Annotated in this window: 24 protein-coding genes; 15 read left to right on the plus strand and 9 right to left on the minus strand. The window is 72.9% G+C overall.

All coding sequences use genetic code 11. The features are described from left to right. Positions 1-51 precede the first annotated feature (51 nt). Positions 52-546: a DUF3145 domain-containing protein gene (locus tag E4U91_RS10975; RefSeq protein ID WP_067231203.1), complete on the minus strand. Its 495-nt coding sequence runs from the start codon at positions 544-546 to the stop codon at positions 52-54. Between the two features lie 315 nt (positions 547-861). Here E4U91_RS10975 and E4U91_RS10980 point away from each other — a divergent pair, with 315 nt between their 5' ends. The 3 genes from E4U91_RS10980 to E4U91_RS10990 all read left to right on the plus strand — a co-directional run bounded on the left by E4U91_RS10980 (position 862) and on the right by E4U91_RS10990 (position 4,384). Continuing rightward, the gene (locus E4U91_RS10980) at positions 862-1,752 is read left to right on the plus strand and encodes an SGNH/GDSL hydrolase family protein (RefSeq protein ID WP_137306680.1); all 891 of its coding nucleotides are present in this window, start codon (positions 862-864) and stop codon (positions 1,750-1,752) included. 15 nt (positions 1,753-1,767) lie between these two features. After that, the gene (locus E4U91_RS10985; RefSeq protein WP_137306681.1) at positions 1,768-2,739 is read left to right on the plus strand and encodes an aldose epimerase family protein; all 972 of its coding nucleotides are present in this window, start codon (positions 1,768-1,770) and stop codon (positions 2,737-2,739) included. 382 nt (positions 2,740-3,121) lie between these two features. Further along, entirely contained in the window at positions 3,122-4,384 is a 1,263-nt protein-coding gene (locus tag E4U91_RS10990) for a pyroglutamyl-peptidase I (protein WP_137306682.1), read from the plus strand. Here E4U91_RS10990 and E4U91_RS10995 read toward each other — a convergent pair. Then, positions 4,374-5,177 carry an EI24 domain-containing protein gene (locus tag E4U91_RS10995; RefSeq protein WP_137306683.1) on the minus strand — a complete coding sequence of 268 codons (804 nt, stop codon included), beginning with the start codon at positions 5,175-5,177 and terminating at the stop codon, positions 4,374-4,376. The two genes, E4U91_RS10990 and E4U91_RS10995, sit on opposite strands and share 11 nt — an antisense overlap. Positions 5,178-5,402: 225 nt before the next feature. On the opposite strand from E4U91_RS10995, the gene E4U91_RS11000 reads away from it, so the two are divergent. Beyond that, positions 5,403-6,557, plus strand: a complete 1,155-nt coding sequence (locus E4U91_RS11000) for a serine hydrolase domain-containing protein (RefSeq protein WP_137306684.1) — start codon at positions 5,403-5,405, stop codon at positions 6,555-6,557. A gap of 84 nt (positions 6,558-6,641) precedes the next feature. Here E4U91_RS11000 and E4U91_RS11005 read toward each other — a convergent pair whose 3' ends face one another. Both E4U91_RS11005 and E4U91_RS11010 read right to left on the minus strand, forming a co-directional pair. Then, a complete protein-coding gene (locus E4U91_RS11005; protein ID WP_137306685.1) occupies positions 6,642-7,061 on the minus strand; it encodes an organic hydroperoxide resistance protein in 420 nt (139 codons plus the stop codon). Between the two features lie 115 nt (positions 7,062-7,176). Beyond that, positions 7,177-8,175, minus strand: coding sequence for an NADP-dependent oxidoreductase (locus E4U91_RS11010; protein WP_137306686.1), 999 nt, complete (start codon positions 8,173-8,175; stop codon positions 7,177-7,179). An 89-nt stretch (positions 8,176-8,264) separates the two neighbouring features. Between E4U91_RS11010 and E4U91_RS11015 the strand changes: the two genes are divergently transcribed. Then, positions 8,265-8,702: a MarR family winged helix-turn-helix transcriptional regulator gene (locus E4U91_RS11015; protein WP_137306687.1), complete on the plus strand. Its 438-nt coding sequence runs from the start codon at positions 8,265-8,267 to the stop codon at positions 8,700-8,702. Between the two features lie 76 nt (positions 8,703-8,778). Here E4U91_RS11015 and E4U91_RS11020 read toward each other — a convergent pair whose 3' ends face one another. Next, positions 8,779-9,582, minus strand: coding sequence for a class I SAM-dependent methyltransferase (locus E4U91_RS11020; protein WP_137306688.1), 804 nt, complete (start codon positions 9,580-9,582; stop codon positions 8,779-8,781). Between the two features lie 58 nt (positions 9,583-9,640). Then, complete coding sequence (locus E4U91_RS11025; RefSeq protein ID WP_168218027.1) at positions 9,641-10,456, minus strand: SCO2400 family protein; 816 nt, start codon at positions 10,454-10,456, stop codon at positions 9,641-9,643. 264 nt (positions 10,457-10,720) lie between these two features. Between E4U91_RS11025 and E4U91_RS11035 the strand changes: the two genes are divergently transcribed. The 10 genes from E4U91_RS11035 (at position 10,721) to E4U91_RS11080 (ending at position 22,625) form a co-directional block, all read left to right on the plus strand. After that, positions 10,721-11,884 (plus strand): mandelate racemase/muconate lactonizing enzyme family protein, encoded by a 1,164-nt coding sequence (locus E4U91_RS11035; protein ID WP_137306691.1) that lies wholly within the window; start codon positions 10,721-10,723, stop codon positions 11,882-11,884. Further along, positions 11,881-12,885 carry a zinc-dependent alcohol dehydrogenase gene (locus tag E4U91_RS11040; RefSeq protein ID WP_137306692.1) on the plus strand — a complete coding sequence of 335 codons (1,005 nt, stop codon included), beginning with the start codon at positions 11,881-11,883 and terminating at the stop codon, positions 12,883-12,885. The genes E4U91_RS11035 and E4U91_RS11040 overlap by 4 nt, the downstream gene beginning before the upstream one ends. Before the next feature lie 109 nt (positions 12,886-12,994). Further along, on the plus strand, positions 12,995-13,972 hold the full coding sequence (locus tag E4U91_RS11045; RefSeq protein ID WP_137306693.1) for a hypothetical protein: 978 nt from the start codon (positions 12,995-12,997) through the stop codon (positions 13,970-13,972). Positions 13,973-14,087: 115 nt separating this feature from the next. Next, positions 14,088-15,194, plus strand: coding sequence for a multiple monosaccharide ABC transporter substrate-binding protein (chvE, locus tag E4U91_RS11050; protein WP_137306694.1), 1,107 nt, complete (start codon positions 14,088-14,090; stop codon positions 15,192-15,194). Positions 15,195-15,244: 50 nt separating this feature from the next. Continuing rightward, a complete protein-coding gene (gene mmsA, locus E4U91_RS11055; protein ID WP_137306695.1) occupies positions 15,245-16,795 on the plus strand; it encodes a multiple monosaccharide ABC transporter ATP-binding protein in 1,551 nt (516 codons plus the stop codon). Next, positions 16,792-18,036 (plus strand): multiple monosaccharide ABC transporter permease, encoded by a 1,245-nt coding sequence (gene mmsB, locus E4U91_RS11060; protein ID WP_137306696.1) that lies wholly within the window; start codon positions 16,792-16,794, stop codon positions 18,034-18,036. Before mmsA ends, mmsB begins: the two co-directional genes overlap by 4 nt. Positions 18,037-18,088: 52 nt before the next feature. Beyond that, entirely contained in the window at positions 18,089-19,237 is a 1,149-nt protein-coding gene (locus tag E4U91_RS11065; protein ID WP_137306697.1) for an aldose epimerase family protein, read from the plus strand. Positions 19,238-19,375: 138 nt separating this feature from the next. Continuing rightward, a complete protein-coding gene (locus E4U91_RS11070) occupies positions 19,376-20,968 on the plus strand; it encodes a pyridoxal phosphate-dependent aminotransferase (protein ID WP_137306698.1) in 1,593 nt (530 codons plus the stop codon). Between the two features lie 26 nt (positions 20,969-20,994). Further along, complete coding sequence (locus tag E4U91_RS11075) at positions 20,995-21,687, plus strand: hypothetical protein (RefSeq protein WP_422070894.1); 693 nt, start codon at positions 20,995-20,997, stop codon at positions 21,685-21,687. Between the two features lie 167 nt (positions 21,688-21,854). Continuing rightward, complete coding sequence (locus E4U91_RS11080) at positions 21,855-22,625, plus strand: GNAT family N-acetyltransferase (RefSeq protein WP_137306699.1); 771 nt, start codon at positions 21,855-21,857, stop codon at positions 22,623-22,625. Between the two features lie 93 nt (positions 22,626-22,718). On the opposite strand, the gene E4U91_RS11085 is transcribed toward E4U91_RS11080, so the two are convergent. From E4U91_RS11085 to arfA, 3 genes are all read right to left on the minus strand, one after another. Continuing rightward, positions 22,719-23,375, minus strand: a complete 657-nt coding sequence (locus E4U91_RS11085) for a DUF4360 domain-containing protein (protein WP_137306700.1) — start codon at positions 23,373-23,375, stop codon at positions 22,719-22,721. A gap of 212 nt (positions 23,376-23,587) precedes the next feature. Continuing rightward, positions 23,588-24,049 (minus strand): RrF2 family transcriptional regulator, encoded by a 462-nt coding sequence (locus tag E4U91_RS11090; protein ID WP_137306701.1) that lies wholly within the window; start codon positions 24,047-24,049, stop codon positions 23,588-23,590. A gap of 36 nt (positions 24,050-24,085) precedes the next feature. After that, a complete protein-coding gene (arfA, locus tag E4U91_RS11095; protein WP_137310768.1) occupies positions 24,086-25,606 on the minus strand; it encodes an arabinosylfuranosidase ArfA in 1,521 nt (506 codons plus the stop codon). Positions 25,607-25,845: the final 239 nt, after the last annotated feature.

Below are 25,845 nucleotides of genomic sequence, written 5' to 3' on the forward strand. Positions count from 1 at the left end.
ACCGCGGTGGGGGCCCTTCGGTGTCTTCGGGCGGGTGGGCTCGGCGGGGGCTCAGACCACCTGGTGCAGCCAGCGGACCGGGGCGCCCTCGCCCGCGTAGCGGAAGGGCTCCAGTTCGTCGTCCCAGGGCTTGCCGAGGAGCTTGGCGATCTCGGCCTCCAGGTCCGTCTCGCCGCGCTGGGAGCGCTGCAGGGCGGCGCGCAGCCGGTCCTCGGGGATGAGGATGTCGCCGTGGATGCCGGTGACGGCGTGGAAGATGCCGAGGTCGGGGGTGCAGCTGTAGCGCTCGCCCTCGGCGGTGGCGCGGGGCTCGGCGGTCACCTCGAAGCGCAGCAGGTGCCAGCCGCGCAGCGCGGACGCCAGCTTGGAGGCGGTGCCGGCCTCGCCCTGCCAGGAGAACTCCGAGCGCCAGGTGCCGGGCGCGGCGGGCTGCCGGATCCAGTCGAGGTTGACGCGCGTGCCGAGCACCCCGGCGACGGCCCACTCGACGTGCGGGCACATCGCGCGCGGCGCGGAGTGCACGTACAGAACTCCACGTGTCGTCACCGGGACCTCCGGGCAGGCGGGTCGTCTTGCAGACGGGCACAGGGGCGGCGGCCGGGCGGCCGCGCTGAGGGCGAGGCTACCGTGCGGCGGCGCAAGGAGTGTGACGTACCGTCGGTCCCGGTGCCGTGAAACGTCCGCCATTCACCCGGCAGGACGCCTGTACGGGTGCGATGTGCCGTGTCGTGCGGGGTCGTGCGCGCGTTCCGGGAACCCTCGCACGTTGTGAGGGGTGGGCCGGTGCGCCGCCCGGGCGGGGCGGGCGGGGTGGGCGGACGGGCGGGACCAGCAGTCGAGCAGCGAGGGGATCGGCGAGGGATGCGGAAGCGAAGCCGGCGGGTGCGGGCCGCGCTCGTGGTCACGACGGCGGCCGTGCTCGGCGTGGCGGGCTGCGACGCCGTGGGCGGCGACGCGCACGGCCCGTCGGGCACCCAGGCGCGACGTGCGACGCCGACGGCCCCGGTCTGGGACGTGAGCCCGGCCTCGGTCGCCGCGGTCGGCGACTCCATCACGCGCGGCTTCGACGCCTGTACGGTCCTCCAGGACTGTCCGGCGGTGTCGTGGGCGACGGGCAGCGCCCCGGAGGTGAACAGCCTCGCGGTGCGGCTGCTGGGGCGGGCGAAGGCGGCCACGCACAGCTGGAACTACGCGGTGTCGGGGGCCCGGATGGCCGACCTGCCGGGCCAGATGGCGCAGGCGGCGGTGCGACGCCCCGCGCTGGTGACGGTGATGGCCGGGGCCAACGACGCCTGCCGGGACTCGGCGGACGCGATGACGCCGGTGGCGGACTTCCGGGCCGAATTCCAGGAGGCGCTGCGCACGTTGCGGCGGACGGCGCCGAAGGCGCAGGTGTACGTGGCGAGCGTGCCCAACCTCAAGCGGCTGTGGTCCGAGGGGCGCACCAACCCGCTGGGCAAGCAGATCTGGCGGCTGGGGATCTGCCCGTCGATGCTGGGCGACGCGGACGCGCTGGACGCGGCGGCGACCCGGCGGCGCGACACGGTGCAGCGGCGGGTGGAGGACTACAACGCGGTGCTTCGGGAGGTCTGCGCGCAGGACGCCCGGTGCCGGTTCGACGGCGGGGCGGTCTACGCGTACCGGTTCGGCACCGACCAGCTGAGCCACTGGGACTGGTTCCACCCCAGCAGGAACGGCCAGGCGCGGCTCGCGGAGATCGCCTACCGCGAGGTCGTCGCCCGGGGCACGTGACTTAGGGTTCCGCTCATGAGCGAACACTTCGGAACACTTTCCGATGGCACTGAGGTGCACCGCTGGACCCTGGAGCGGGCGGGCACCCGGGTGCGGGTGCTGTCGTACGGCGGGATCGTGCAGTCCGTGGAGGTCCCGGACCGGGACGGGCGGACGGCGAACGTGGTGCTGGGGTTCGCGGACCTGGACGGCTACCGGGACCACCCGGAGCCGTTCCTGGGCGCGTTGATCGGCCGGTACGCCAACCGGATCGCGCGGGCCCGCTTCGAGCTGGACGGCGTGGCGTACCCGCTGGAGCCCACGGCCGGCCCGAACTCGCTGCACGGCGGGTCGCGGGGGTTCGACAAGCGGGTGTGGGACGTCGAGCCGGTCGAGCACGGGCTGCGGCTGAGCCGGGTCAGCCCGGACGGCGAGGAGGGCTTCCCGGGCCGCCTGGAGGTCACGGCGACGTACACGCTGGACGCCTCCGGGGCGCTGCGGTTCGCGTACGAGGCGGTCACGGACGCCCCCACGGTGGTGAACCTGACCAACCACAGCTACTTCAACCTCGCGGGCAGCGGTACGGCGACGGGGCACGAACTGCGCCTCGCCGCCTCCCGGTACACGCCGGTCGACGCCGACCTCATCCCCACGGGTGACCTCGCGCCGGTGGCGGACAGCCGCTTCGACTTCCGCACGTCCCGCAAGCTCGACGCGGGCTACGACCACAACTACGTGCTCGACAAGGGCCTGACGGCGGCCGCCGAGGAGGTGGCCGAGCTGCACGACCCGGCGTCCGGGCGGGTGCTGACGGTGGCGACGACCGAGCCGGGCCTCCAGCTGTACACCGGGGACCACCTGCCCGCACCGCTCGCACCGGGCGAGGGCGTGGCCCTGGAGACGCAGCACTTCCCCGACTCCCCCAACCGGCCCGCCTTCCCCAGCACGGTGCTGCGGCCGGGCGAGGTGTACCGCTCGGAGACGGTGTACGGCTTCTCGGCGCGCTAGCGCGGTCCCGCGGCCGCGGGACCGGCCGGTCGCTCGCCGGTCGCTTGTCGGTCACTGCCGGCGGGGGCCGGCCCCCGCCGGACCCGCCGGTCCCCTCCCCGGAACGGGATGAGCCCCGGTCCGGGGTCAGGTCCGGGCCGGGGCTGCTCCTGGGGTGTCAGGTCCCTGGTCAGACGGTAATCCCCGGCGCCGGCCGGCGACCGGCGATCGGGCGGCCGGCCCCGATTCCGTACGAACCCTTCACAACCGCCCGCACCGTCCCCGCCGCCGGGCCCCTGGAGCCGTCGCACGCGGGCACGCACCATGGCGGGGGCCGCTTCCGTCACGGGATACTTCCGCCGTCCCGCACGCACCCCACTGCGACGGAAGGACCCCTCCCCCCATGGCCCTCATACGCCTGCGCACCGGCGCCCTCGCCGTCGGGCTCACCCTGGCCGCCGCCCTCACCGCGCCGACGGCCACCGCCGCCACCGCGGCCGCCCCCACCGTCGAGGAGCAGCGGCTCGACCGGGCCGTCCCGCGGGAGATCCTGGCGCGGTCCGGATTCGACGCCCTGGCCGAGCGGTTCGCCCGGCGACTGGCGGACGCCCCCTCACCGGCACGGGCCCGCCGGGTCGTCGGGGAGGAGGGGACGGCGCTGTGGCGGCGGGCCGTGGACCGGGCGCAGGGGCACGGTCCGGCGGGCGGTGACCTGAGCCGGGACGACGACCGGCCGCTGTACTGGGCACGGCTGGCGATGACCCGGCACCTGCGCACCTGGCAGCCCGACTTCGCCCTGTCGGACGCCCGGCGGGCCGCGCTGCTGGACCAGTTGGAGCGCACCTCGCGGGGCCAGACGGACGTGAACCTGGGCGGGGGCGGCAAGGGCGTCCGGCGCGTCCTGGTCACCGGGTTCGACCCGTTCACGCTGGACCGGGACGTCCGCACCTCCAACCCCTCCGGGGCGGCGGCCCTCGCGCTGGACGGCACGGTGATCCACACCGCGGCCGGGCCGGCGCGCGTCGAGACGGTCGTGTTCCCGGTGCGCTGGGAGGACTTCACGCGGGGCACCGTCGAGCGGGCGCTGCGCCCGTACCTGCCGCGTGCCGACCTGTTCACCACGGTGAGCCAGGGCCGCGTCGGCCGCTTCGACGTCGAGCGGACCAACGGGGCCTGGCGGGGCGGCTCCCCGGACAACCAGAACACCGGCCGGGCGGAGGCCGTCCCGGTCACCGACCCGGCGTCCCAGCCGCAGTGGACGTCGACGACCCTGCCGTACGGGGCGATCACGGCCGCGGCCACGGGCCGCTTCCCGGTGTACGACAACACGAGCGTGACCGAGGTCTCCGCCGGGGGCACGGAGGCCGTGGTGCGCCCCGACGGCCCGACCCCGGGGTCGACGGCGCGCGCCGGGGGCGGCGGCAACTACCTCTCCAACGAGATCGCCTACCGCGTCACCCTGCTGCGCGACCGCCTCGGGCTGCACGACCGCCTGCCCGGCGGGCATTTGCACACCCCGGTCCTCCAGTTCGGCGCCGGCAACACCGATCCGGCGACCGGCACGGTCACCGACCCGGAGTTCGTCCGCAACCGCCTGGACATCGTCGCCCAGGTCCGCTCGGTGCTGGCGGTGGCGGTGGCCGCCGCCGGCCCGGTCAGGCGGTGATGCCCTCCGCCGTCTGCTCGTCGTCGGTGTCCTCGCCGTCCGTCCGGTCCTCCTCGCCCAGCAGGTCGCGGGCCATCAGCGTGGCGCCCGCGACCGCGCCCGGCATCAGGAACACCGCGACGAACGGCACCACGAACGCCACCGCGAGCGGCGTGCCGAAGCCCCAGACCAGGGTCCGGCGGGAGCGCAGCAGCGCGAGCCGGGCCCGCAGTTCGACCCCGCGGCGCTGGAGGGCGACCGCGGTGAGCTCCTCGGTGAGGAAGAAGCCGGTGACGAAGAAGCCGATCACCGGGACCGCCGTCTGCCCGACGAACGGGATGAACCCGGCGGCGAACAGCAGCACGCCCCACAGCGCGGCCCGCACCACGATCCGCAGGCTGTCCCGCGCCGAGACCCACAGCTCGCGCCAGAGCGGCAGCCCCGACTCGGGCGCGGTGCCGTCGGGCGAGACGTCCCGGTCGACGGCCTCCGACAGGCTCTCGTAGAAGGGCTGGCCGACCAGCAGGGTCACGGCGGTGAAGGTGACGACGGCGAGGAGCAGTCCGAGGGCGAACAGCACGGCGGTCAGGAAGCCGCGGAACAGCCCGGCCCAGGGGCCGGACCAGTCGTCGGCGAACGGCGTCGCCCAGGTCACCAGGTCGTCGCCCCACACGCCGAGCGCGAGGAGCGCGCCGACGTAGAGGACCAGCGTGATCAGGCCCGGCAGCAGGCCGAACCCGTACTGCCTGCCGTGCCGGCCCACCCACTTCTGGCCCCGCAGGAGATAGCGGAAACCCACCCCGAGATCGCGCATGCCGGAACTCTATCGGGCGTTCGATCGCCTGTGCGGGCCCGCGTGCGCTCCCCCCGGGCGCGGGGGCACACCCGTCCGGTCCTACGCCATCCGGGGCAGGGGCGACACCGACCACCTGCCGCCGCAGTTGAGTCGAAGGGGTGCGCCCCGCCGTACCGATCTCCGGGGTACAGGCTGTGACGCAGGAGACACTGGCACACACGGGTCGTGGGTGAGGAGAGCGGGATGACGACGCAAACGGTCCAGGGCACGGTCGCCGAGGGGTTCGAGGCGGTGCGCGAGGAGTTCGCCACGTTCGTGGCGACGGAACGGCCGGACTACGAGGGCCAGGTGTGCGCGTACGTGCACGGCCGGCGGGTGGTGGACCTGTGGGCCGGCGAGGGGGCGGGGCCCGACGCGCTGTACGGGGTGTTCTCCTCCACCAAGGGCGCGGCCCACCTGGTGGTGGCGCTCCTGGTGCAGGACGGCACGCTGGAGCTGGACCGCAAAGTGACCTACTACTGGCCGGAGTTCGCGGCGGAGGGCAAGGGGCAGCTGACCCTGCGCGAGCTGCTGGCCCACCGGGCGGGCCTGATCGGCACGGACACGGGCTTCTCCCTGGCGGAACTCGCCGACGACCGCCAGATCGCCGAGCGCCTCGCGGACCAGCGGCCGTTCTGGCGTCCGGGCACGGCGTTCGGCTACCACGCCCTGGTGATCGGGGCGTTGACCGGTGAGGTGGTGCGTCGTGCCACCGGCCGCACGCTGCAGGAGGTGTACGAGGAGCGCGTCCGGGCGCCGCACGGGCTGGACTTCCACCTGGGCCTGTCCGCGGTCCACGAGCCGCGGTTCCGCCCGACGCAGCCGATGGCGCCCACGCCGAAGCAGCAGGCGCTGCTGGACGCGCTGCCGCAGGGCCCGCACACGCTGGCCGCGATCGCCTTCAACCGGCACGTCGAGGCCCCGACCGACCTGGAGCTGCTGCCCAACGACCCGGCGGTGCGGGCCAAGGGCCCGGCGTCGGCGGGCGGGGTGGCCTCCGCACGCGGCCTGGCCGACATGTACGCGGCCGCGCTCAGCGAGCTGGACGGCAAGGCGCCGCTGCTGAAGGAGGACACGGTGGCGGAGTTCGGCCAGATCCACGCGGCCGGCTACGACCTGGTGGCCCGCGGCCACAAGTCGTACGGCCTGGGCTTCCAGGCGACCGCCGACACCTGGTACCCGTTCCTGGGCGCGGGGGCGTTCGGGCACAGCGGCGCGGCCGGCAGCCAGGGCTTCGCCGACCCGCGCAGCGGGCTGGCCTACGGCTACACCCGGCGCCGGTTCGCCTTCCCGGGCGGCGCGGCGCCGGAGAACGGGCGCCTGGTCAGGGCCGTCCACACGGCGGCCCTGACCCGGTGACCGGCCCGGTGACCGGCCCGGTGGCCGGCCCCGTGGCCGGCGGGGTGCGCCGGGGCGGGTCGGGCGACCGCGCCCCGGCGTCCGTCAGCCGAGGGTGACGGTGATGTTCCCGCGGGTCGCCCGGGAGTAGGGGCAGACCTCGTGGGCCTTCTTCACGAGGGCCGCCGCCGTCTCGGCGTCGACGCCCGGGATGTCGGCCGAGATCCGCACGATCAGCCCGAAGCCCTCGTCGTTCCTGCCGATGCCGACCCGCGCGGTGACCGTGGAGCCGGAGACGTCGGCGCCCTCCTGCCGGGCGACGACGGCGAGCGCGCCCTGGAAGCAGGCGCTGTACCCGGCGGCGAACAGCTGCTCCGGGTTGGTCCCGGCGCCGCTGCCGCCCATCTCGACGGGCGGGTTGACGACGACGTCGAGCCTGCCGTCGTCCGTGGCGACCCGGCCGTCGCGGCCGTTCTCGGCGGTGGCGACGGCGGTGTAGAGGACGTCGGACTCGGTGATCGGCATGCGGGTGTCCTTCGTGTCGGTCCGCCGCGACTCGCGCCCACGATCGCCGACGGGTTTCGGAAAGAAGTTACCGCATACCGGAAACCGCAGGGAAGGCCGAGGGACCCGGGAAGCCCTACAGCTTGACGATCATCTTCCCGGTGTTGTCGCCGCGCAGGACGCCGAGGAACGCCTCGAGGTTGTTCTCGATGCCCTCGACCACCGTCTCGCGGTACTTGAGCTCTCCGGAGGCCACCCAGGGGCCCACCTCGGCGACGAACTGCGGCTGGAGGTCGTAGTGGTCGCCGACCAGGAAGCCCTCGATCCGGCCGCGCGTCTGGATCAGCCGGGCGAGGTTGCGCGGGCCGGGGGCGGGCTCGGTGTTGTTGTAGACGGAGATCATGCCGCAGACCGCGATCCGGCCGCCCTGGTTCAGCGAGCCGATGGCCGCCTCCAGGTGGTCGCCGCCGACGTTGTCGAAGTAGACGTCCACGCCGTCGGGAGCGGCGGCCCGCAGCTGCTCGCTCACCTTGCCGTCCTTGTAGTTGAACGCGGCGTCGAAGCCGTACTCCTCGACCAGCAGCTTGACCTTGTCGTCGGAGCCGGCCGACCCGATGACCCGGGAGGCGCCCTTGAGCTTGGCGATCTGCCCCACCTGGCTGCCGACGGCGCCGGCCGCGCCGGAGACGAAGACCGCGTCGCCCTCCGTGAAGGCGGCGGTGCGCAGCAGGCCGGCGTAGGCGGTGAGGCCGGTCATGCCGAGGACGCCGAGGTAGGCGGACAGGGGCGCGGCGGCCGGGTCGACCTTGACGGCGTTCTCCGCGCGGACGACGGCGTACTCGCGCCAGCCGAGGAAGTGCAGGACGTGGTCGCCGACCTCGATGCCCTCGGCGTTGGAGGCCACGACCTCGCCGACGGCGCCGCCCTGCATGGCCTTGCCGAGCTCGAAGGGGGCGACGTAGGACTTGGCCGCCGACATCCTCCCGCGCATGTACGGGTCCACCGAGAGGTAGGCGTTCCGTACCAGCACCTGGCCCTCGCCCGGGGTGGGGACCTCGGCCTCGACCAGGGCGAAGTCCTCGGGCTTCGGCCAGCCGACGGGGCGGCTGAGCAGGTGCCATTCGCGGTTGATCATGGGTGGAGCCCTTCCATTTAGTTCAGTACCTGAAACAACCATGCGACTGAATATTTCAGGATGTCAAGCAAACGGGTACCCTGGTGGACATGGCCACACCCCACCGGACGCGCCGCCCCGACCCCGTGAGCCTGGAGGTCGTCGAGCTGATCGCCGAGGTCGTCGCGCGCTACCACGCGGACTACGAGGAGGCGGCGGCCGAGCACGCCCTCACCGGCGCCCAGGCCAAGCTGCTCGGCCTGCTCTCGCTGGAGCCGCTGCCGATGCGCAAGCTGGCCCACCGGCTCAAGTGCGAGCCGTCCAACGTCACCGGGATCGTCGACCGCCTGGAGGCGCGGGGCCTGGTCGAGCGCCGCCCCGACCCGGCGGACCGGCGCGTCAAGCTCGCCGCCGCCACGGACGAGGGCCGCCGCGTGGCCCGCGACCTGCGTGAGTCCCTGCGCTTCGCCCGCGAACCCCTGGCCGCCCTGGCCGACGACGAACGCCTCGCCCTGCGCGACCTGTTGAGCCGCATGTTGGAGTCGTGAGGCCATCGCACCCGCACACCACGCGTGCTGCCGCGGCCGGCGCGTGCTTCGGTCCGCGTGCTTCGGTCCGCGGGTGCTACGGCCTGCGCCCCTCGACGGCCCAGGCGCGGGCGCGGAGAGTCACCGAGCCGTCGCCGGCCACCGGCAGCCGGGCCGCCAGCGCCTCTCGCACGCGGTCGCGGACGGCGGGCGGAGCGGCGGCGAGGTAGCCGGGGGCCGGGCCCTGGCCCGCGAGGAAGGGCGTCCACAGGTCGTCGAGGCCGGTGAACACCGTGGGCACGACGACCGGCCGGGTGGAGACGTCCACCAGCCCCGCCTCCGTCCACAGCGCGCCCAACGTCCCCGGGCGGCACAGCGGGAAGCGACGGGACTCGTCGAGGGCCGCCGCGTCCGGGTCCACCTCCTCGGCCGCCGCCCAGAAGGCGCGCAGGACGTCCATGCCCCCGGCGTAGTCCCAGACGTACGCCGCCACCAGGCCGCCGGGGCGGACGGCCCGGACCGACTCCCGTACGGCGTCGGCCGGTTCGGGCAGGAAGTTGAGGGCGAGGCCGCTGACCGCCACGTCGTGCGAAGCACCGCGGACCGGCAGGGCGGTGGCGTCGGCGACCACGAACCTGGTGCCCTCGGCCGCCGCACGGGCCGCGGTGGCCACGAACCCCTCGGAGCGGTCGACGCCCAGCACGGCGCGTGGGGCACAGCGGGCGGCGGCCGCGTGCGCGAGGGCTCCGGTGCCGCATCCCACGTCGATCCAGCTCAGCCCGGGCGCCGGGGCCAGCCGGCCCAGGAACACGTCCGCCACCAGGCGGCTCCAGCGGCCCATGTAGCGCTCGTAGGCGTCACCGGCCGCCCAGACGTCGTGGCGGCGCTCTCCCCCGGTCATGCGTCCAGGATGGCGCCGCGCGGGTGCGTGCGCATCAGCGGCGCCGGGTGCGGCAGTGCTACGTGCACCACCACAGGAAGCGGTCGCAGGTCTTCGTCGGGGACGGTGACGGCTTCGGGGTGGGGTCCGCGGTGGGCGGTGCGGTGGTGGGGGTGGGGTCGGGGGCGGGGTCCGTGCCCTGGTCCGGGTCCGTGCCGGGGGTGACCGGGACCGTGCCGGGGGCCGTCGCCGACTGGGGGTCCGGGCTGGTACTGCCGGACGGGGACGCCGACGTACTGGCCGACGCGGAGGGCGAGGCCGACGCCGAGGCGGAGGCGGAGGCGCTCGGGGAGGCCGAGGTGCCGTCGGCGCCGCGGGGGCCGTCCTCGGGGCGGTCCGACCCGCCCGGGGAGGGGCTGTCGCCGGCGTCTAGTTCCGCCGACTCGCCGCCGGCCGCCGCCGGGTCGGACGAGGAGAAACCCGGTGCGTCGATGCCGAGTTCGGCGAGGCTCAGGCCGCCCGCCGCGAGGACGAACCCGGCCACGATCAGCACCGTGCGGCGACGGCGCCTGCGGTGCACGGCGGCTTTGCGGTCGCGACGGCTGAGCCGGGCGGACGCGCTCTCGGAGGGCTCCTCCGCCGTGCCGGGCGGGGCGGGCGCGGGGAGCTCCCCGGACGCGGTGTCCTCGGGTGCGGGCCGCTGGTGCGGTACGCGCGCGTCGGGCACCGGGGCCTCGGGGGCGGGGCCGACCGGGTGGACCTGCCCCTCGTGTGCCCGGCCCGCGTACCCCTCGGGCGCCCGCGCGTACGCGTGGGTCCGGTCGGCGGGGGCGCCGCAGCCCGGGCAGGCGAGGGCGCCGTTCAGGTGCCGTCGGCACGGGGTGCAGTAGTCCATGACGCCGGAAGACTAAGTTCCCGGAGGGTGACGTTCCTAGGGTCGCCTGTGAAAGTTGTGTGGGAGACCGGCCGTTCAGGTGCAGGAACGTGTGCGAGCCACCCCCCAAGCCGCAGGAAACCACCAACCGGCCCGAAAGCCGCCGTCGAAACTGTCGAAACCGTTGTGTGTTCGACCCATTGACACTCCCCGCGCCCCGTCCTTACTGTCACGCCAGCATTTCGAACGTGTGACGAAATCTCGAACAGCTGAGGGGCAATCACCGTGCGCATCACCGGAATCAGCACCCACGTGGTGGGAACGCCGTGGCGGAACCTGACCTACGTCCAGGTGCACACCGACGAGGGCATCACGGGGGTCGGTGAGACCCGGATGCTGGGCCACACCGACGCGCTGATCGGCTACCTCCGGGAGGCCGAGGCCAACCACATTCTCGGCTCGGACCCGTTCGCCGTGGAAGACCTCGTGCGCCGGATGAAGTACGGCGACTACGGCCGCGCGGGTGAAATCGTGATGTCCGGCATCGCCGTCGTCGAGATGGCCTGCTGGGACATCAAGGGCAAGGCCCTGGGCGTGCCGGTGTGGCAGCTGCTCGGCGGGAAGGTCCGCGACAAGGTCAAGGCGTACGCCAACGGCTGGTACACCACCGAGCGGACCCCGGAGGCGTACCACAAGGCCGCGCAGGGGGTCATGGAGCGCGGGTACCGGGCGCTGAAGATCGACCCGTTCGGCACCGGGCACTTCGAGCTGGACCACGAGGAGACGCTGTACGCGGTCTCCCTCATCGAGGCCGTGCGCGACGCCATCGGGCCGGAGGCCGAGCTGATGCTGGAGATGCACGGGCGCTTCTCCCCCGCCACCGCCGTGCGGCTGGCCAAGGAGATGGCCCCGTTCAAGCCGGCCTGGCTGGAGGAGCCGGTGCCGCCGGAGAACCTCAAGGCGCTGGAGAAGGTCGCCGCCAAGGTGGACCTGCCGGTCGCGACCGGTGAACGCATCCACGACCGGATCGAGTTCCGCGAGCTGTTCGACAGCCAGTCCGTGGACATCATCCAGCCCGACGTCGGCCACCTCGGCGGCATCTGGGAGACGCGCAAGCTGGCCGCCACCGCCGAGACCCACTACATGCTGGTCGCGCCGCACAACGTGGGCGGGTCCGTGCTGACCGCCGCCTCCCTCCAGGTCGGGTTCACCGCGCCGAACTTCAAGATCCTGGAGCACTTCAACGACTTCGCGGACGCGGAGATCAAGAAGGTGGTCAAGGGCGCCCCGCAGGTCGACCCGGAGGACGGCTGCTTCCACCTGTCCGACGCCCCGGGCCTCGGCGTCGAGCTGGACGTCGACGCGGCGGCCGAATTCCCGCAGCAGCAGGCCCGGTTCGACCTGTGGGCCGAGGGCTGGGAGCAGCGCAAGCCGAAGGCCACCCAGTGAGCACGGCCGTCGTCGTCGACGCACCCGGCGCGCACCGGCTCGTCCCGCACGAGCCGCGCCGCCCGGAGCCCGGCGAGGCCCTGGTCCGGGTGCACGCGGTCGGCATCTGCGGCAGCGACCGCGAGGTGTACCAGGGCAACCGGCCCGAGGGGTACGTCCGTTACCCCCTCACCCCCGGCCACGAGTGGTCGGGCACGGTGGAGGCGGTCGGTGCGGGGGTGCCGGGTGCGCTGGTGGGCCGCAAGGTCGTCGGCGAGGGCTTCCGCAACTGCCAGGTCTGCGACCGCTGTCACGCGGGCGAGACCACGCTGTGCACGGACGGGTACGAGGAGACCGGGTTCACCCAGCCGGGGGCGATGGCCGCGACGCTGACCCTGCCGGCGCGGCTGCTGCACGTCCTGCCGGACGACGCGGACCTGACCGCGGCCGCCCTGCTGGAGCCCGCCGCGTGCGTCGCGGCCGCCGCGGTGAAGGCGCGCGCCCTGCCGGGCGAGCGGGTCGGCGTGGTGGGCACGGGCACGCTCGGGATGTTCGCCGTGCAGTTCCTGAAGGCGGGCTCGCCGGCCGAGCTGCTGGTGGTGGGCACGCGCCGGGACCGGGAGGAGCTGTCCCGGCGGTTCGGGGCGAGCGACTTCCGCACCCGGGACGAGGAGCTGCCGGACGACCTGGACGTGGTGATCGAGACGGCCGGGTCGGCCTCCGCCGCCCGCACCGCCGCCTCGCTGCTGCGCCGCGGCGGGCGGCTGGTGCTGACCGGCATCCCGGCGCCGGGCGCGGACGGGCTGGACCCGACCGACCTCGTCGTGCGGCAGCTGGAGGTGCACTCCGTCTTCGGGGCACCGCCGGACGCCTGGTCGCACACGGTGCGGGTGTTCGGCGCCGGACTGCTGGACCCGCTGCCGCTGGTCACCCACGAGCTGCCGCTCGCCGGCTTCACCGAGGCGATCGAGCTGGTCGGGTCCGGCGATCCGACGGTGGGCAAGGTGCTGCTCCGCCCGTAGACGTGCGCCGGCTCGGGGACGACCTGACGGTTCCCGTGCCGGCGTACCCGAGCCCCCCACGCCTTGAGCCGCGAACTCCGTCCGACATCTCGAACACTAAGGACAGCTTGTGACCGACGCTTCCGTTACGGCAGCCCGCAGGCCCGGTGAGCAGGCGCTCGCCGCGCTCGGCCTGGGCGCGCCCGCCCCCGACCCCTCCGACGCCTCCGTCCACTCCTTCGCCGGAGGCGGCCGCTGGCGCACCGAGATCCCCTCGTGCGAGGGGCCCGAAGCGCTGGCCGTCGTCCTGAAGGAGTCCTCGCGGCTGGACGTGCCGATCCACCGGATCAGCCAGGGCAGCGGCGTGTGGATGCTGACCGACGCCGAGATCACCGAGATGGTCGAGGCGACGGCCGCGCGGGACATCGAGCTCTGCCTGTTCACCGGCCCGCGCGGCACCTGGGACATCGGCGGCTCGGTGCGCAGCGACTCGCGGGGGGCAGGTCTGCGCGCCCGCGGCCACGACGCCGTGGCCGGCTGCGTCGAGGACGCCCTGCGCGCCACCGAACTGGGCGTCAGATGCCTGCTGGTGGCCGACGAGGGCGTGCTGTGGACGCTGCACCGGGCCCGGGAGGCCGGCATCATCCCGGCCGACACCACGCTGAAGGTGTCGGCGCTCATCGGGCCCGTGAACCCCGCGAGCTACGCGGTGTACGAGCGGCTCGGCGCCGACTCGGTCAACGTGCCCAGCGACCTGACGCTGGACCACCTCACCGAGATCCGCCGGGTGTCGGCCGCCCCGATGGACATGTACATCGAGGCCCCGGACGACCTGGGCGGCTACGTGCGGATGTACGAGGTCGCCGAGCTGATCCGGCGCGGCGCCCCGCTGTACCTGAAGTTCGGCCTGTCCAAGGCGCCCGGCATCTACCCCTGGGGCACCCACCTGCGGGACGTGACCCTGGACACCGCCCGGGAGCGGGTGCGGCGCGGCCGGCTCGCCCTGGACCTGCTCGCCCGGCACGGCGCGGACGTCGACATGGCGCCGCTCGGCTCCCGGTTGCCGGGGCCCCTGAACCGGTTCCCCACCGGGGACGCCACCGCATGACCGGCGCGGCAGCGGGCCTCAGGGACCGCTCGCGCTGTTCCCCCCGCCCTCCGGGGCACGTCCGCCGACGACCCCGCCAGCCATCTCGACGAAGAGAAGAACAGGGACGATGACCATGCGCACTCGCAGAAGCGCCCTCGCCGCCATAGCCGCAGCCGCCTCCCTCGCACTCACCCTGACCGCGTGCGGTCAGAGCGGGGAGGGCGGCAGCAAGGAGGACAAGGAGTCCGGCAAGGGCGGCACCATCGGCATCGCGATGCCGACGAAGTCCTCCGAGCGGTGGATCGCCGACGGCAACAACGTCGTCAAGAACCTCCAGGCCAAGGGCTACAAGACCAAACTGGTCTTCGGCGAGGACGACCCCGACCAGCAGGTCTCGCAGATCGAGAACCTGATCACCCAGGGCGTCAAGGCGCTGATCGTCGCCGCCATCGACAACAAGTCGCTGAACAACGTCCTGCAGCAGGCCAAGGACGCGGACATCCCGGTCATCGCCTACGACCGCCTCATCCTGGGCACGCCCAACGTCGACTACTACGCGTCGTTCGACAACGAGAAGGTCGGCGAGCTCCAGGCCAACTACATCGTGGACAAGCTGGGCCTGAAGAGCGGCAAGGGCCCGTTCAACATCGAGCTGTTCGCCGGCTCCAACGACGACAACAACACCAAGTACTTCTTCAACGGCGCGATGACCGTGCTCAAGCCGTACATCGACAGCAAGAAGCTGGTGGTCCGCTCCGGGCAGACGCAGCTCACCCAGGTCACCACCCTGCGCTGGGACGGCGCCACCGCGCAGCGCCGCATGGACGACATCCTCACCAAGTCGTACAAGAGCGAGAAGGTCGACGCGGTGCTCTCGCCGTACGACGGCATCTCCATCGGCATCCTGTCCGCGCTGAAGTCGGACAACTACGGCTCCGCGAACAAGCCGCTGCCGGTGGTCACCGGCCAGGACGCCGAGCTGGCCTCGGTGAAGTCGATCATCGCGGGCGACCAGACCCAGACCGTCTACAAGGACCTGCGCGAACTGGCCAAGGTCGCCGCGAACATGGTCGACGCGGTGCTCAACGACAAGAAGCCCGAGGTCAACGACACCAAGACCTACGACAACGGCAGCAAGGTCGTCCCGGCCTACCTGCTGGAGCCGGTCAGCGTCGACAAGACGAACTACGAGAAGGTCCTGGTCGGCGGCGGTTTCTACACGGCCGGTCAGCTCAAGTAGCGGTCCTCGGCCCAGCAACCGTCGAACCTCACGGATTGGAAGGCACGACCATGGCGGGACCCGTCCTGGAAATGCGCTCGATCGTCAAGACCTTTCCCGGTGTCAAGGCGCTGTCGGACGTCACGCTCACCGTCCGGCAGGGCGAGGTCCACGCCATCTGCGGGGAGAACGGCGCCGGCAAGTCCACCTTGATGAAGGTGCTCTCCGGCGTCCATCCGCACGGCACCTACGAGGGCGAGATCCTCTTCGAGGGGGAGGTCTGCCGCTTCCGGGACATCCGGGCGAGCGAGCAGCACGGCATCGTGATCATCCACCAGGAGCTCGCCCTGGTGCCGTACCTCTCCCTGGCGGAGAACATCTTCCTCGGCAACGAACACGCCCGGGGCGGGCTCATCGACTGGAACCGGACCCTGCGGCACGCCTCCGAGCTGCTGCGCCGGGTGGGTCTGACGGACCACCCGGAGACCCGCGTCGCCGACATCGGCGTGGGCAAGCAGCAGCTGGTGGAGATCGCCAAGGCGCTGTCCAAGAAGGTGAAGCTGCTCATCCTGGACGAGCCGACGGCGGCCCTGAACGACGAGGACAGCGGCAAACTCCTGGACCTCATCCTGGAGTTGAAGAAGCAGGGCATCACCTCGATCATCATCTCCCACAAGCTGAACGAGATCCGCAGGGTCGCCGACTCGGTGACGATCCTGCGCGACGGGCGGACCATCGAGACGCTCGACGTGACGGCGCCGGAGACGACCGAGGACCGCATCATCAGCGGCATGGTGGGCCGCGACCTGGACCACCGCTTCCCCGAGCGCACCCCGCACCAGGCGGAGGAGGGCGCGGCGCCGGCGCTGGAGATCCGCAACTGGACCGTGCTGCACCCGATCGACCAGCAGCGCAAGGTGGTCGACGACGTGTCGGTCCACGTGCGGCGCGGGGAGATCGTCGGCATCGCGGGCCTGATGGGCGCCGGCCGCACCGAACTCGCGATGAACGTCTTCGGGCGCGCCTACGGCCGGTACGGGGGCGGCACGGTCCTCAAGGACGGCCGGGAGATCCGCACCCGGACCGTGTCCGACGCGGTCCGGCACGGCATCGCCTACGTCACCGAGGACCGCAAGCACTACGGCCTCAACCTCATCGACACGATCAACCGCAACATCTCGCTGACCGCGCTGAGCAAGGTCGCCCGGCACGGGGTCGTCGACGAGCACGAGGAACGCCAGGTCGCCGAGGGCTACCGCACGTCGATGAACATCAAGGCGCCGACCGTGTTCGAGCCCGTGGGCAAGCTGTCCGGCGGCAACCAGCAGAAGGTCGTCCTCAGCAAGTGGATCTTCGCGGGTCCGGACGTACTGATCCTGGACGAGCCGACGCGCGGCATCGACGTGGGCGCCAAGTTCGAGATCTACACGGTCATCGACCAACTGGCCGCCCAGGGCAAGGCGGTCGTCTTCATCTCCTCCGAGCTGCCCGAGCTGCTCGGCATGTGCGACCGCATCTACACCATGGCCGCCGGGCGGCTGACCGGCGAGGTCCCGCGGGCCGAGGCCACGCAGGAAGTGCTGATGCGCCAGATGACGAAGGACAAAGAGGTAACGCGATGAGCACCGATGTGACCGACAAGAGCCCGGCCGCCGCTCCGCCGGGCAAGGGCGGCGGCGCGGCGGGCGGCGGCCTGCTCCAGCTGGTGCTGGACGGCCTGCGCCGCAACATGCGGCAGTACGGCATGCTGCTCGCGCTCGGCCTGATCGTCGCCGTCTTCGCGGTGTGGACCGACGGCGACCTGCTGCTGCCGCGCAACGTGTCCAACCTGGTCCTGCAGAACAGCTACGTGCTGGTCCTCGCGATCGGCATGATGCTGGTGATCATCGCCGGGCACATCGACCTGTCGGTCGGCTCGCTCACGGCCTTCGTGGGCGCCTTCGCGGCCGTGCTGACCGTCGAGCACCAGGTGCCCTGGCCGGTGGCGGTGGTGCTGTGCCTGGCCGCCGGGGCCCTGGCGGGCGCGGCGCAGGGCTTCTTCATCGCCTACCTCGGCATACCGTCGTTCATCGTCACCCTGGCCGGCATGCTGATCTTCCGCGGCTTCACGGAGATCCTGCTCCAGGGGCAGACCCTCGGCCCGTTCCCCGACGGCCTGCAGAAGATCGGCAACGGCTTCCTGCCGGAGGCCGGCCCCAACACCAACTACCACAACATCACGCTGCTGCTGGGCCTCGCGCTGATCGTGTTCGTGGTGGCGCAGGAGTTCCGGGACCGGGGACGCCAGCAGGAGTTCTCGCTGGAGGTCGTGCCGCGCAACATCTTCCTGCTGAAGCTGGTGGCCATCGTCGCGGCGATCCTCGTGGTGACGATGCTGCTGGCCAGCTACAAGGGCGCGCCGATCGTGCTGCTGATCCTCGGCGCGCTGGTCGTGGGCTACGGCTACGTGATGCGCAACTCGGTCTTCGGACGGCACATCTACGCGATCGGCGGCAACCTGCCGGCGGCCAAGCTGTCCGGCGTGAAGGACAAGAAGGTCACCTTCTTCGTCTTCCTGAACATGGGCGCGCTCGCGGCCCTGGCGGGTCTGGCGATCGCCGCCCGGCTGAACGCGGCCTCCCCGAAGGCGGGCCTGAACTACGAACTCGAGGCGATCGCCTCGGCGTTCATCGGTGGCGCGTCCATGAGCGGCGGTGTGGGCACCGTCCTCGGCGCGATCATCGGCGGTCTCGTCCTCGGGGTGCTGAACAACGGCATGAACCTCCTCAGCGTCGGCACCGACTGGCAGCAGGTGATCAAGGGCTTCGCCCTGCTCGCCGCGGTCGGCTTCGACGTGTGGAACAAGCGCAAGTCCGGTTCGTAAGTCAGCTGGGCCCCACCGGACGGTGGGGCCCCTTCCCTTCCGGGAGCCGCACATGGAACTGAACAGACGCACGGTCATCGCGGGCGCCGCGGCCGCGGGGGTGGCCGCCACCGCGCTCGGCGGCACGGCCCGTGCCGCCACGGGCAGGGGCCCGGTCAAGGAGCTCTTCGGCACCCTCGCGGACGGCACCAAGGTCCACCGCTGGTCCCTCCAGAACGGCGGCACCCGCCTGAAGGTGCTGTCCTACGGCGGGATCGTGCAGTCCCTGGAGATCCCCGACAAGCACGGCCGGTACGCCAACGTCTCCGCGGGTTTCGCCGCCCTGGACGACTACGTCGCGAGCAGCCCGTACTTCGGGGCGCTGATCGGCCGCTACGGCAACCGGATCGGCAAGGGCCGCTTCACCCTGGACGGCACGGCGTACCAGCTGTCCGTGAACGACGGCGAGAACAGCCTGCACGGCGGGGCCAAGGGCTTCGACAAGCGGGTGTGGGACGTCGAGCCGTTCACCCGCGGCTCGGACGTCGGGCTGCACCTGTACTACACCAGCGTCGACGGCGAGATGGGCTACCCCGGCACGCTGCGCACCAAGGTGACCTACACGCTGGACCGGCACGGCGTCTGGCGCATCGACTACGCGGCCACCACCGACCGGGCCACGGTCGTCAACCTCACCAACCACACGTACTGGAACCTCGCCGGCGAGGGCAGCGGCAGCATCGAGGACCACGAGCTGACCATCGCCGCCTCCCGCTTCACGCCGACCGACGCGGGCCTGATCCCCACCGGCGAACTGGCCAAGGTCGCCGGCACGCCCTTCGACTTCCGCCGGGCCAAGCCGATCGGCCGGGACATCCGCGCCGGCCACGAGCAGCAGGTGCTGGCCAAGGGCTACGACCACAACTGGGTCCTGGACAAGGGCACCACGGCCACGCCGGTGCACGTGGCGACGCTGCGCGACCCGCGCTCCGGCCGCACCCTGAGGATCGCCACCGACCAGCCCGGACTGCAGTTCTACTCCGGCAACTTCCTCGACGGCACCCTGACCGGGACCAGCGGGCGCACCTACCGGCAGGGCGACGCGCTGTGCCTGGAGACGCAGCACTTCCCGGACTCGCCGAACCAGCCGTCGTTCCCGTCGACCGTGCTGCGGCCGGGCCGCACGTACCGGACGTCGACGGTGCACACCTTCGGCCGCTGACCGCGCGCCGTCCGAGCGCGGGTTGAACACGGCCCCACCCGCGTCCGTATGCAAGGGCGGCCCGCGCTCCCCCGCGCGGGCCGCCCACGCACGACGGGCCCGGCCGTCCCCACCGGGCCCGCCCCCTACGGAGGTTCGATGGCCGACAACGTCACCTCGTTGTTCCGCAGCACGGCGGCGCACAGCCCGTCGATGGCGGCGCTGACCCGCGAGGGCGGCGACGGAGCCGGCCCGGTGGACTTCTGCATCCCCTGCAACCCGTACTTCCCCACCCCGGCGATGTTCGAGGAGATGGCCGCGCGGCTGCGGGACATCGTCACGTACTACCCGAGCAGCGCCGACACCATCACGGCCGAGCTGTGCACCCTGCTCCAACTGCCGCCGCAGGCCGTGGCGATGGGCAACGGCTCGACCGAGCTGATCACCTGGATCGACCACCTGCTGGTGCGGGAGTCGCTCGCGATCCCGGTGCCCACGTTCGGGCGGTGGACCGACCAGCCGATGGAGACCGGCAAGCGCGTCGACATGTTCCCGCTCCAGGAGTCCAGCGGCTTCGCCCTGGACCTCGCCGCGTACGCCGAGTTCATCCGGGCCCGCGGGACGCGCGTCGCGGTGGTCTGCAACCCGAACAACCCCGACGGCGGGTTCCTGCACCGGCACGCGCTCGTGCAGTTCATGGACGCGATGGCCGACCTGGACCTGATCGTCGTCGACGAGTCGTTCCTGGAGTTCGCGGACGCGGAGGCCGAGCCGAGCGTCGTGCAGGAGGCGATGCTGCGGCCCAACGTGATCGTGCTGCGCAGCCTCGGCAAGAACTTCGGCCTGCACGGCATCCGCTTCGGCTACCTGGTCGCCAACCCGGCGCTCGCCGGGCGGGTCCGCTCCATGCTGCCCAAGTGGAACCTCAACTCCTTCGCCGAGCACGTGGTGTTCATGCTGAGGGACCACGGCGGGGAGTACGCGCAGAGCCTCCAGCAGGTGCGGCGGGACCGGCTGGACATGGCCTCGCAGCTGTCGGCGCTGCCGGGGCTGACCGTGTACCCCTCGCAGGGCAACTTCCTGTTCGTGCGGCTGCCCGTCGGGGCCGAGGGCACGGTCGTGCGGGACCGCCTGCTGACCGAGCACCGGATCCTGGTGCGCGAGTGCGGCAACAAGATCGGTTCGTCCAGTCGCTTCCTGCGGCTCGTGGTGCGCCCCCAGGTGGACGTGCGTCGCCTGGTGTCCGGCCTGGAACAGGTGCTCTACGGGACCAGGAGGGGAGCCGCCGTGCCCGAGCCGGGAGCCGCGACCGGCTACAGCTCGGGCACGGCGGCGGTGGACCGGCTGGTGGGCGCGACGAACGGGGCGGGGGTGCGGGGGCTGGCGGCGCAGGCGATGTCCGCACCGGCCCCGGCGCCGTCCCCGGTGCCGGCCGCGTCGAACGGCTCGGGCGTGCCGCTGCCGGCGGCGGCCGCAGCGCAGACGTACCCGCAGCCGGTGGCGGCACCTGCGCCGATACCGGCCCCTGCCCCGCCCCACATACCGACTCCGACCCCGGCGCCGCTGCCGCAGCCGGTCGCGGCGCCCGTGCCCCCGATGGCCCCGGCCGCCGCGATGCCGGGCCCCACCCCGCCCGGCGTCCCGGCGCGAGGCGGCCTGACGGCGGCCCAGGTCCGCGGCACGAACGGCCTCACCCCGGCCCCGGCGACGGGCTGGCCGAACGCGGGGGCGTGGCCGGCGGCGGCGGGCTGACGGCAGCGGGCGGGGATCATGGACGGGTGAAGAGGTGGACGAAGAAGGCGGGGCCGACCGGGCAGCCGGAGCACGAGCCCCTGCCCGAGCTGACGGCGTACCAGCGGGCCCTGCGGGACCGGCTGCTCGCGGCGCCCGTGGTGCCCGCGCCCGGCCCTTGGCGGCCCGTCTTCGAGCAGACCCACGGCGCCGCCGTCGGCGGGCTGCTCGGGATCGGCTTCGCGACGCATCCCGGCAGCGGCCGTGACCTGGTGATGGTGGTCTCCTCCACCGGTCACGGCCTCTTCGACGCGGTCACCGGGGACAGGATCGCCAGGGAGCGCGACCCCGACCCCGAGGACAGCACCCCCGACGCGGTGGCCGACCTGTCCTGCCCGGGGCTGGGGCCCGTCGCCGGGAGCCGGGTGCGCATCGCCGGGCTCTTCGGCGGGGGGCTGCACACCACCACCGGGGACGGCTGGACCCTGGAGGTCGTCACCCCGGCCTGGCCGCACGAACGCGTCCTGCTGTCCCGCGACGGCGGCCTGCCCCACGCCGGTCCGCACGGGGAGCAGTGGTGGCACATCCACCACTGCTCGTACTCCACCTTCCGCACGGCGGGCTTCTCGCCCTCGGGCCGGACCCTCGCCGTGGCGACGAGCAGCGACCTCGTGCTGTGGACGACGGACCGCGGAGGCAAATCGCTTGCGCGTCGACGGTCCGCGCAGTCACCATCGTGACCGCCGGTGCCACCGAGGCCCGCACACCTGTCGAAGGACTGAAGCCTATGTTCACGGCGTCCCGCAGCGGTCGCCGTCGGCTCTGAGGAGCCACGCCCGTTCCCTCACGGCGGCCGCGTCCCGCATCCCTGCGCGACCTTCCCTTCCACGTGAGGACTTCCATCACCATGGACATCGACGTCCAGAGCTTTGCCGTCGCCAACCTGCGCCGCCGCCCCGAGGCGGTCGAGGTGGGCGGATTCGTCGTGGGGTTCGACCCCTCGACCACCAGCCCCTACGTCAACTACGCCTCGCCGCTGCCCGGCGCCACGCCCACCGGCGCCGACGTCTCGGCGCTGGTCCGGACGTTCCGCGAGCGGGACCTCATCCCGCGCCTGGAGTTCGCCCCGAACGGGGCCCCGGAGGCCGAAGGGCCCCTGCGGACGGCCGGGTTCACGACCGAGGCCGTGCACGCTTACCTGGTCTGCACGCCCGCCACGCTGAGCGTCCCGGAGTCCGGCCCGACGCCCGGGACGCCGGGCACGGACGCCGAGTACGCGGCGATCGACGCGGCCCTGTCGGAAGCCTTCGGCGGTGAGTTCCCGCAGTCCCCCGAGGGCGCGGCGCGGCTGCGGCGCATCCAGGACGGCGGCGGTGAGGTGCGCTTCGTGCGCGCCCCCGACGGCGACTGCGCGGGCGCGGCGACGTGCTCCGCGCCCGCCGTGGGCACCTCCGAACTGGCGGGTGTGGGCACCCGGCCCGCCTACCGCGGGCGAGGCGTGGCGGCCGCCGTCACCGCCGCGCTGACCAGCGCGATGTTCGACCGGGGCAACCGATCGGTCTGGCTGGAGTACGGGGGCGAGGGCTCCCGGCGGGTGTACGAGCGGGTCGGCTTCCGGCCGGCCGGGACACGCCTGTACCTGTCCCTGACGCCTGCGGCTCAGCGGGCAACTGTCTGACCGGCACCTCTTCCGGCTGACGATCCGGACAGGGACCCTTCGCACGGGCCGCGCCCGGCTCCCACGAGCGGGCGCGGCCGTCGTGCGCGGTCGTCACACGCGCGGCGGGCAGTCCTTCCACGCCAGGTGGTACACCGTGCTGATGTCCCCGTCCGTCGAGTCCATCGTCATGAAGCTGACCTTGCCCGGCGACTGGCTGCCCGCCGTCACCCGCAGTTCCGTGTTGATGTTGAAGTTGCGCTGGACCCCGCAGGGGGCCCACACCAGCTGGGCCCAGTCGGTGGTATCCGTGGCCTGCCAGTTGTCGTTGAGGGCGCCGGTGAAGGTGTGGCTCTTGTACGCCGTCTGCGAGGAGCCCTGGAAGTAGTACGAGGCCCGTTGCAGGCCGGTGGCTCCGGGCTGGAGCGCGGCGAAGCCGCGGTAGTCGGCGCTGGCGACGGCGTAGGTGAAGCCCTGGGGGACGTGGACGACCAGGTTGAGCTGGCAGTTGCGGCGGAAGGCGGTCGGGTCGGAGGTGCCGCCGGCCTGCGCGAGGTAGTCGCTGTAGGTGACGGTGAAGGCGGTGTTGTCCTCGGAGACGGCGACGGCGGTGGTGCCCGCGGGACAGCCGGAGCCGTTCACGGTGGCGAGGTTGATGACGATCTTGTCCGGGGGCGGGTCGTCGAACACCGGCGACGACGGGTTCGCCGGTGTCACGGCCGTGGCGAGCAGGGCGGCGGTCGCGCCGCCCAGCAGGAGTCCGGCAGGCATGGCGCCTCCTGGGGGTGGGAGTGGGGGGTGGACCTCTCACCCGACCGCCCGTGGAGGACGTGTGTGCTTCCTGTGGAGGCCGGGGCGTTGGCATCGTAGGGAGCGCCCCGCGACCCGGTCAGGGAGAACTCAAGCCATTCGCGTCCCGCCTTTCACATCCCCAACTCCGTTGAAAACAGAGTGAGTTGTGCACCCGGCTCCCCGCGCGTGCGTCAGGGGTTCTCCCAAGCCGCCGGTTCCGCGGCCAGGGCACGGACCGGCTCCGGGAGGGCGTCCGCCGCGATGTCGGCGACGGTGACGCCCTCCAGGATGCGCCGGACGTTGGCGCGCAGCGCGATCCACAGCGGGAGCAGCGGCTCGGCCGAACCGGCGTAGGACAGGCCGGTGGGGCGGACCCCGCGCACGGACACGATGGGACCGTCGACGGCGCGGATGACGTCGGCGACCGTGATCTCCTCGGCGGCCCGGGCCAGCCGGTAGCCGCCCCCGCCGCCCCGCCGACTGTCGACGACGCCGGCGCGGCGCAGGTCGCCGAGGATCCCCTCGAGGAACTTGTGCGGGATGTCCTGCGCGGCGGCGATCGACTCCGCCTTCACCGGGTCGCCGCCGCCCTGCCGTACGGCGAGCTCCAGTACCGCCCGCACCGCGTAGTCCGCCCGTGCCGAGATCCTCATGCGCCCATTGTGGGGCAGCGCTGCGGCCGTCCCGCGTCAGGCCAGCCGGATCACGTTCCAGGACAGGGGCTCCAAGGTGGCGGTGAGCGTGCCGTCGGTCACCGCCGTGCCCGTCACCTCGTGCGGGGCGACCCGCCCGGGCTCGGTGAGCGTGTTGCGGGCGTCCGGGTCGGCGTCGGCGAGCGCGCTGTGCCCGGTGACCCGGGTGACGCCGAGGCGGCCGAGGGCGACCTCCAGCGGCAGCGGCGCCGTGCGGTCCCGGTTGACCGCGAACACGGTCACCGAGCCGTCCTCGGCCCGCACGGCCGTGGCGTGCAGCAGGTCGGCCTCGCCGTACTTGCGCGTCTGGTACGTCGGGGAGTCCACCCGTACGTCCAGGACCTGGCCGCGGCCGTGGCGGGCCGCCTGGGCGAAGGGGAAGAACGTCGTCTGGCGCCAGGCGGGGCCGCCCGGCTCGGTCATGATCGGGGCGATGACGTTGACGAGCTGCGCGAGGCAGGCCACCGCGACCCGGTCGGCGTGCCGGAGCAGCGCGATCAGCAGCGAGCCGAGGACGACCGCGTCGGTCACGCTGTAGTGGTCCTCCAGCAGCCGGGGCGCCTCGGGCCAGTCGTCCGGCGCGAACTCCTGGGCCCGCGCCTCCCACTCGGGCAGGTACCAGACGTTCCACTCGTCGAAGGAGAGGTTGATCTTCTTCTCGGACTTCAGCCGGGCGCCCACGTGGTCGGCGGTCGCGACGACGTGGGCGATGAAGGACTCCATGTCGACGGCGGAGGCGAGGAAGGAGTCGACGTCGCCGTCCTCGGGCCAGTAGTAGGCGTGCAGGGAGATGTGGTCGACGAGGTCGTAGGTCTCCTCCAGGACCGTCGCCTCCCACGCGGCGAAGGTCGGCATGGCCCGGCTGGAGGAGCCGCAGGCGACGAGTTCGACGCGGGGGTCGAACCGGCGCATCGCACGGGCGGTCTCGGCGGCGAGGCGGCCGTACTCCTGCGCCGTCTTGTGGCCGGTCTGCCAGGGACCGTCCATCTCGTTGCCGAGGCACCACAGCCGGATGCCGTAGGGGTCCGCGTCACCGTGCGCGGTCCTCAGGTCCGACAGGGCGGTGCCGCCGGCGTGGTTGGCGTACTCCAGGAGCTGGAGCGCCTCGGCCACCCCACGGGTGCCGAGGTTGACGGCCATCATCGGCTCGGCGTGGGGGCCGAGCGCGCGCAGGAAGCCGATGTACTCGGACAGGCCGAAGCGGTTGGTCTCGGTGGAGTGCCAGGCCAGGTCCAGGCGGCGCGGGCGGGAGGCGACGGGGCCGACGGAGTCCTCCCACCGGTGGCCGGAGACGAAGTTGCCGCCCGGGTAGCGGATCGTGGTGACGCCCAGTTCGCGCACCAGCTCCAGGACGTCCCCGCGCAGGCCCTGGTCGTCGGCGGTGGGGTGGTCCGGTTCGAAGATCCCGGTGTAGACGCAGCGGCCGAGGTGTTCGACGAAGGACCCGAAGAGCCGGGGGCCGGCCGTGCCGACGGTGAAGGCGGGGTCGAGGGTGAAGCGGGCGGGGCGGTGGCTCATGGGGACCTTCCGGGGGACGGGGGCGCGGCCCTGCGGTGCGGTCGCCGTCCCCTTCTCCTGACTGTTCGACATGTCGGATCACGCTCGTGGCGTCGAACGGGAAGGTAGATTCGTGACGCGTGGGCGTCAATGGTTCCGACAGGACTCCTGGATGCGTCCCGGAAGCGCTTGCCGTCGTCGCCTTCTGCGAACTCGCCTGACGTGGACACCTCCGGACGCGTAACCTCGGACGAGCTGCC

The sequence above is a fragment of the Streptomyces lasalocidi genome (assembly GCF_005280215.1).
GTDB classification, from domain to species: domain Bacteria; phylum Actinomycetota; class Actinomycetes; order Streptomycetales; family Streptomycetaceae; genus Streptomyces; species Streptomyces longwoodensis.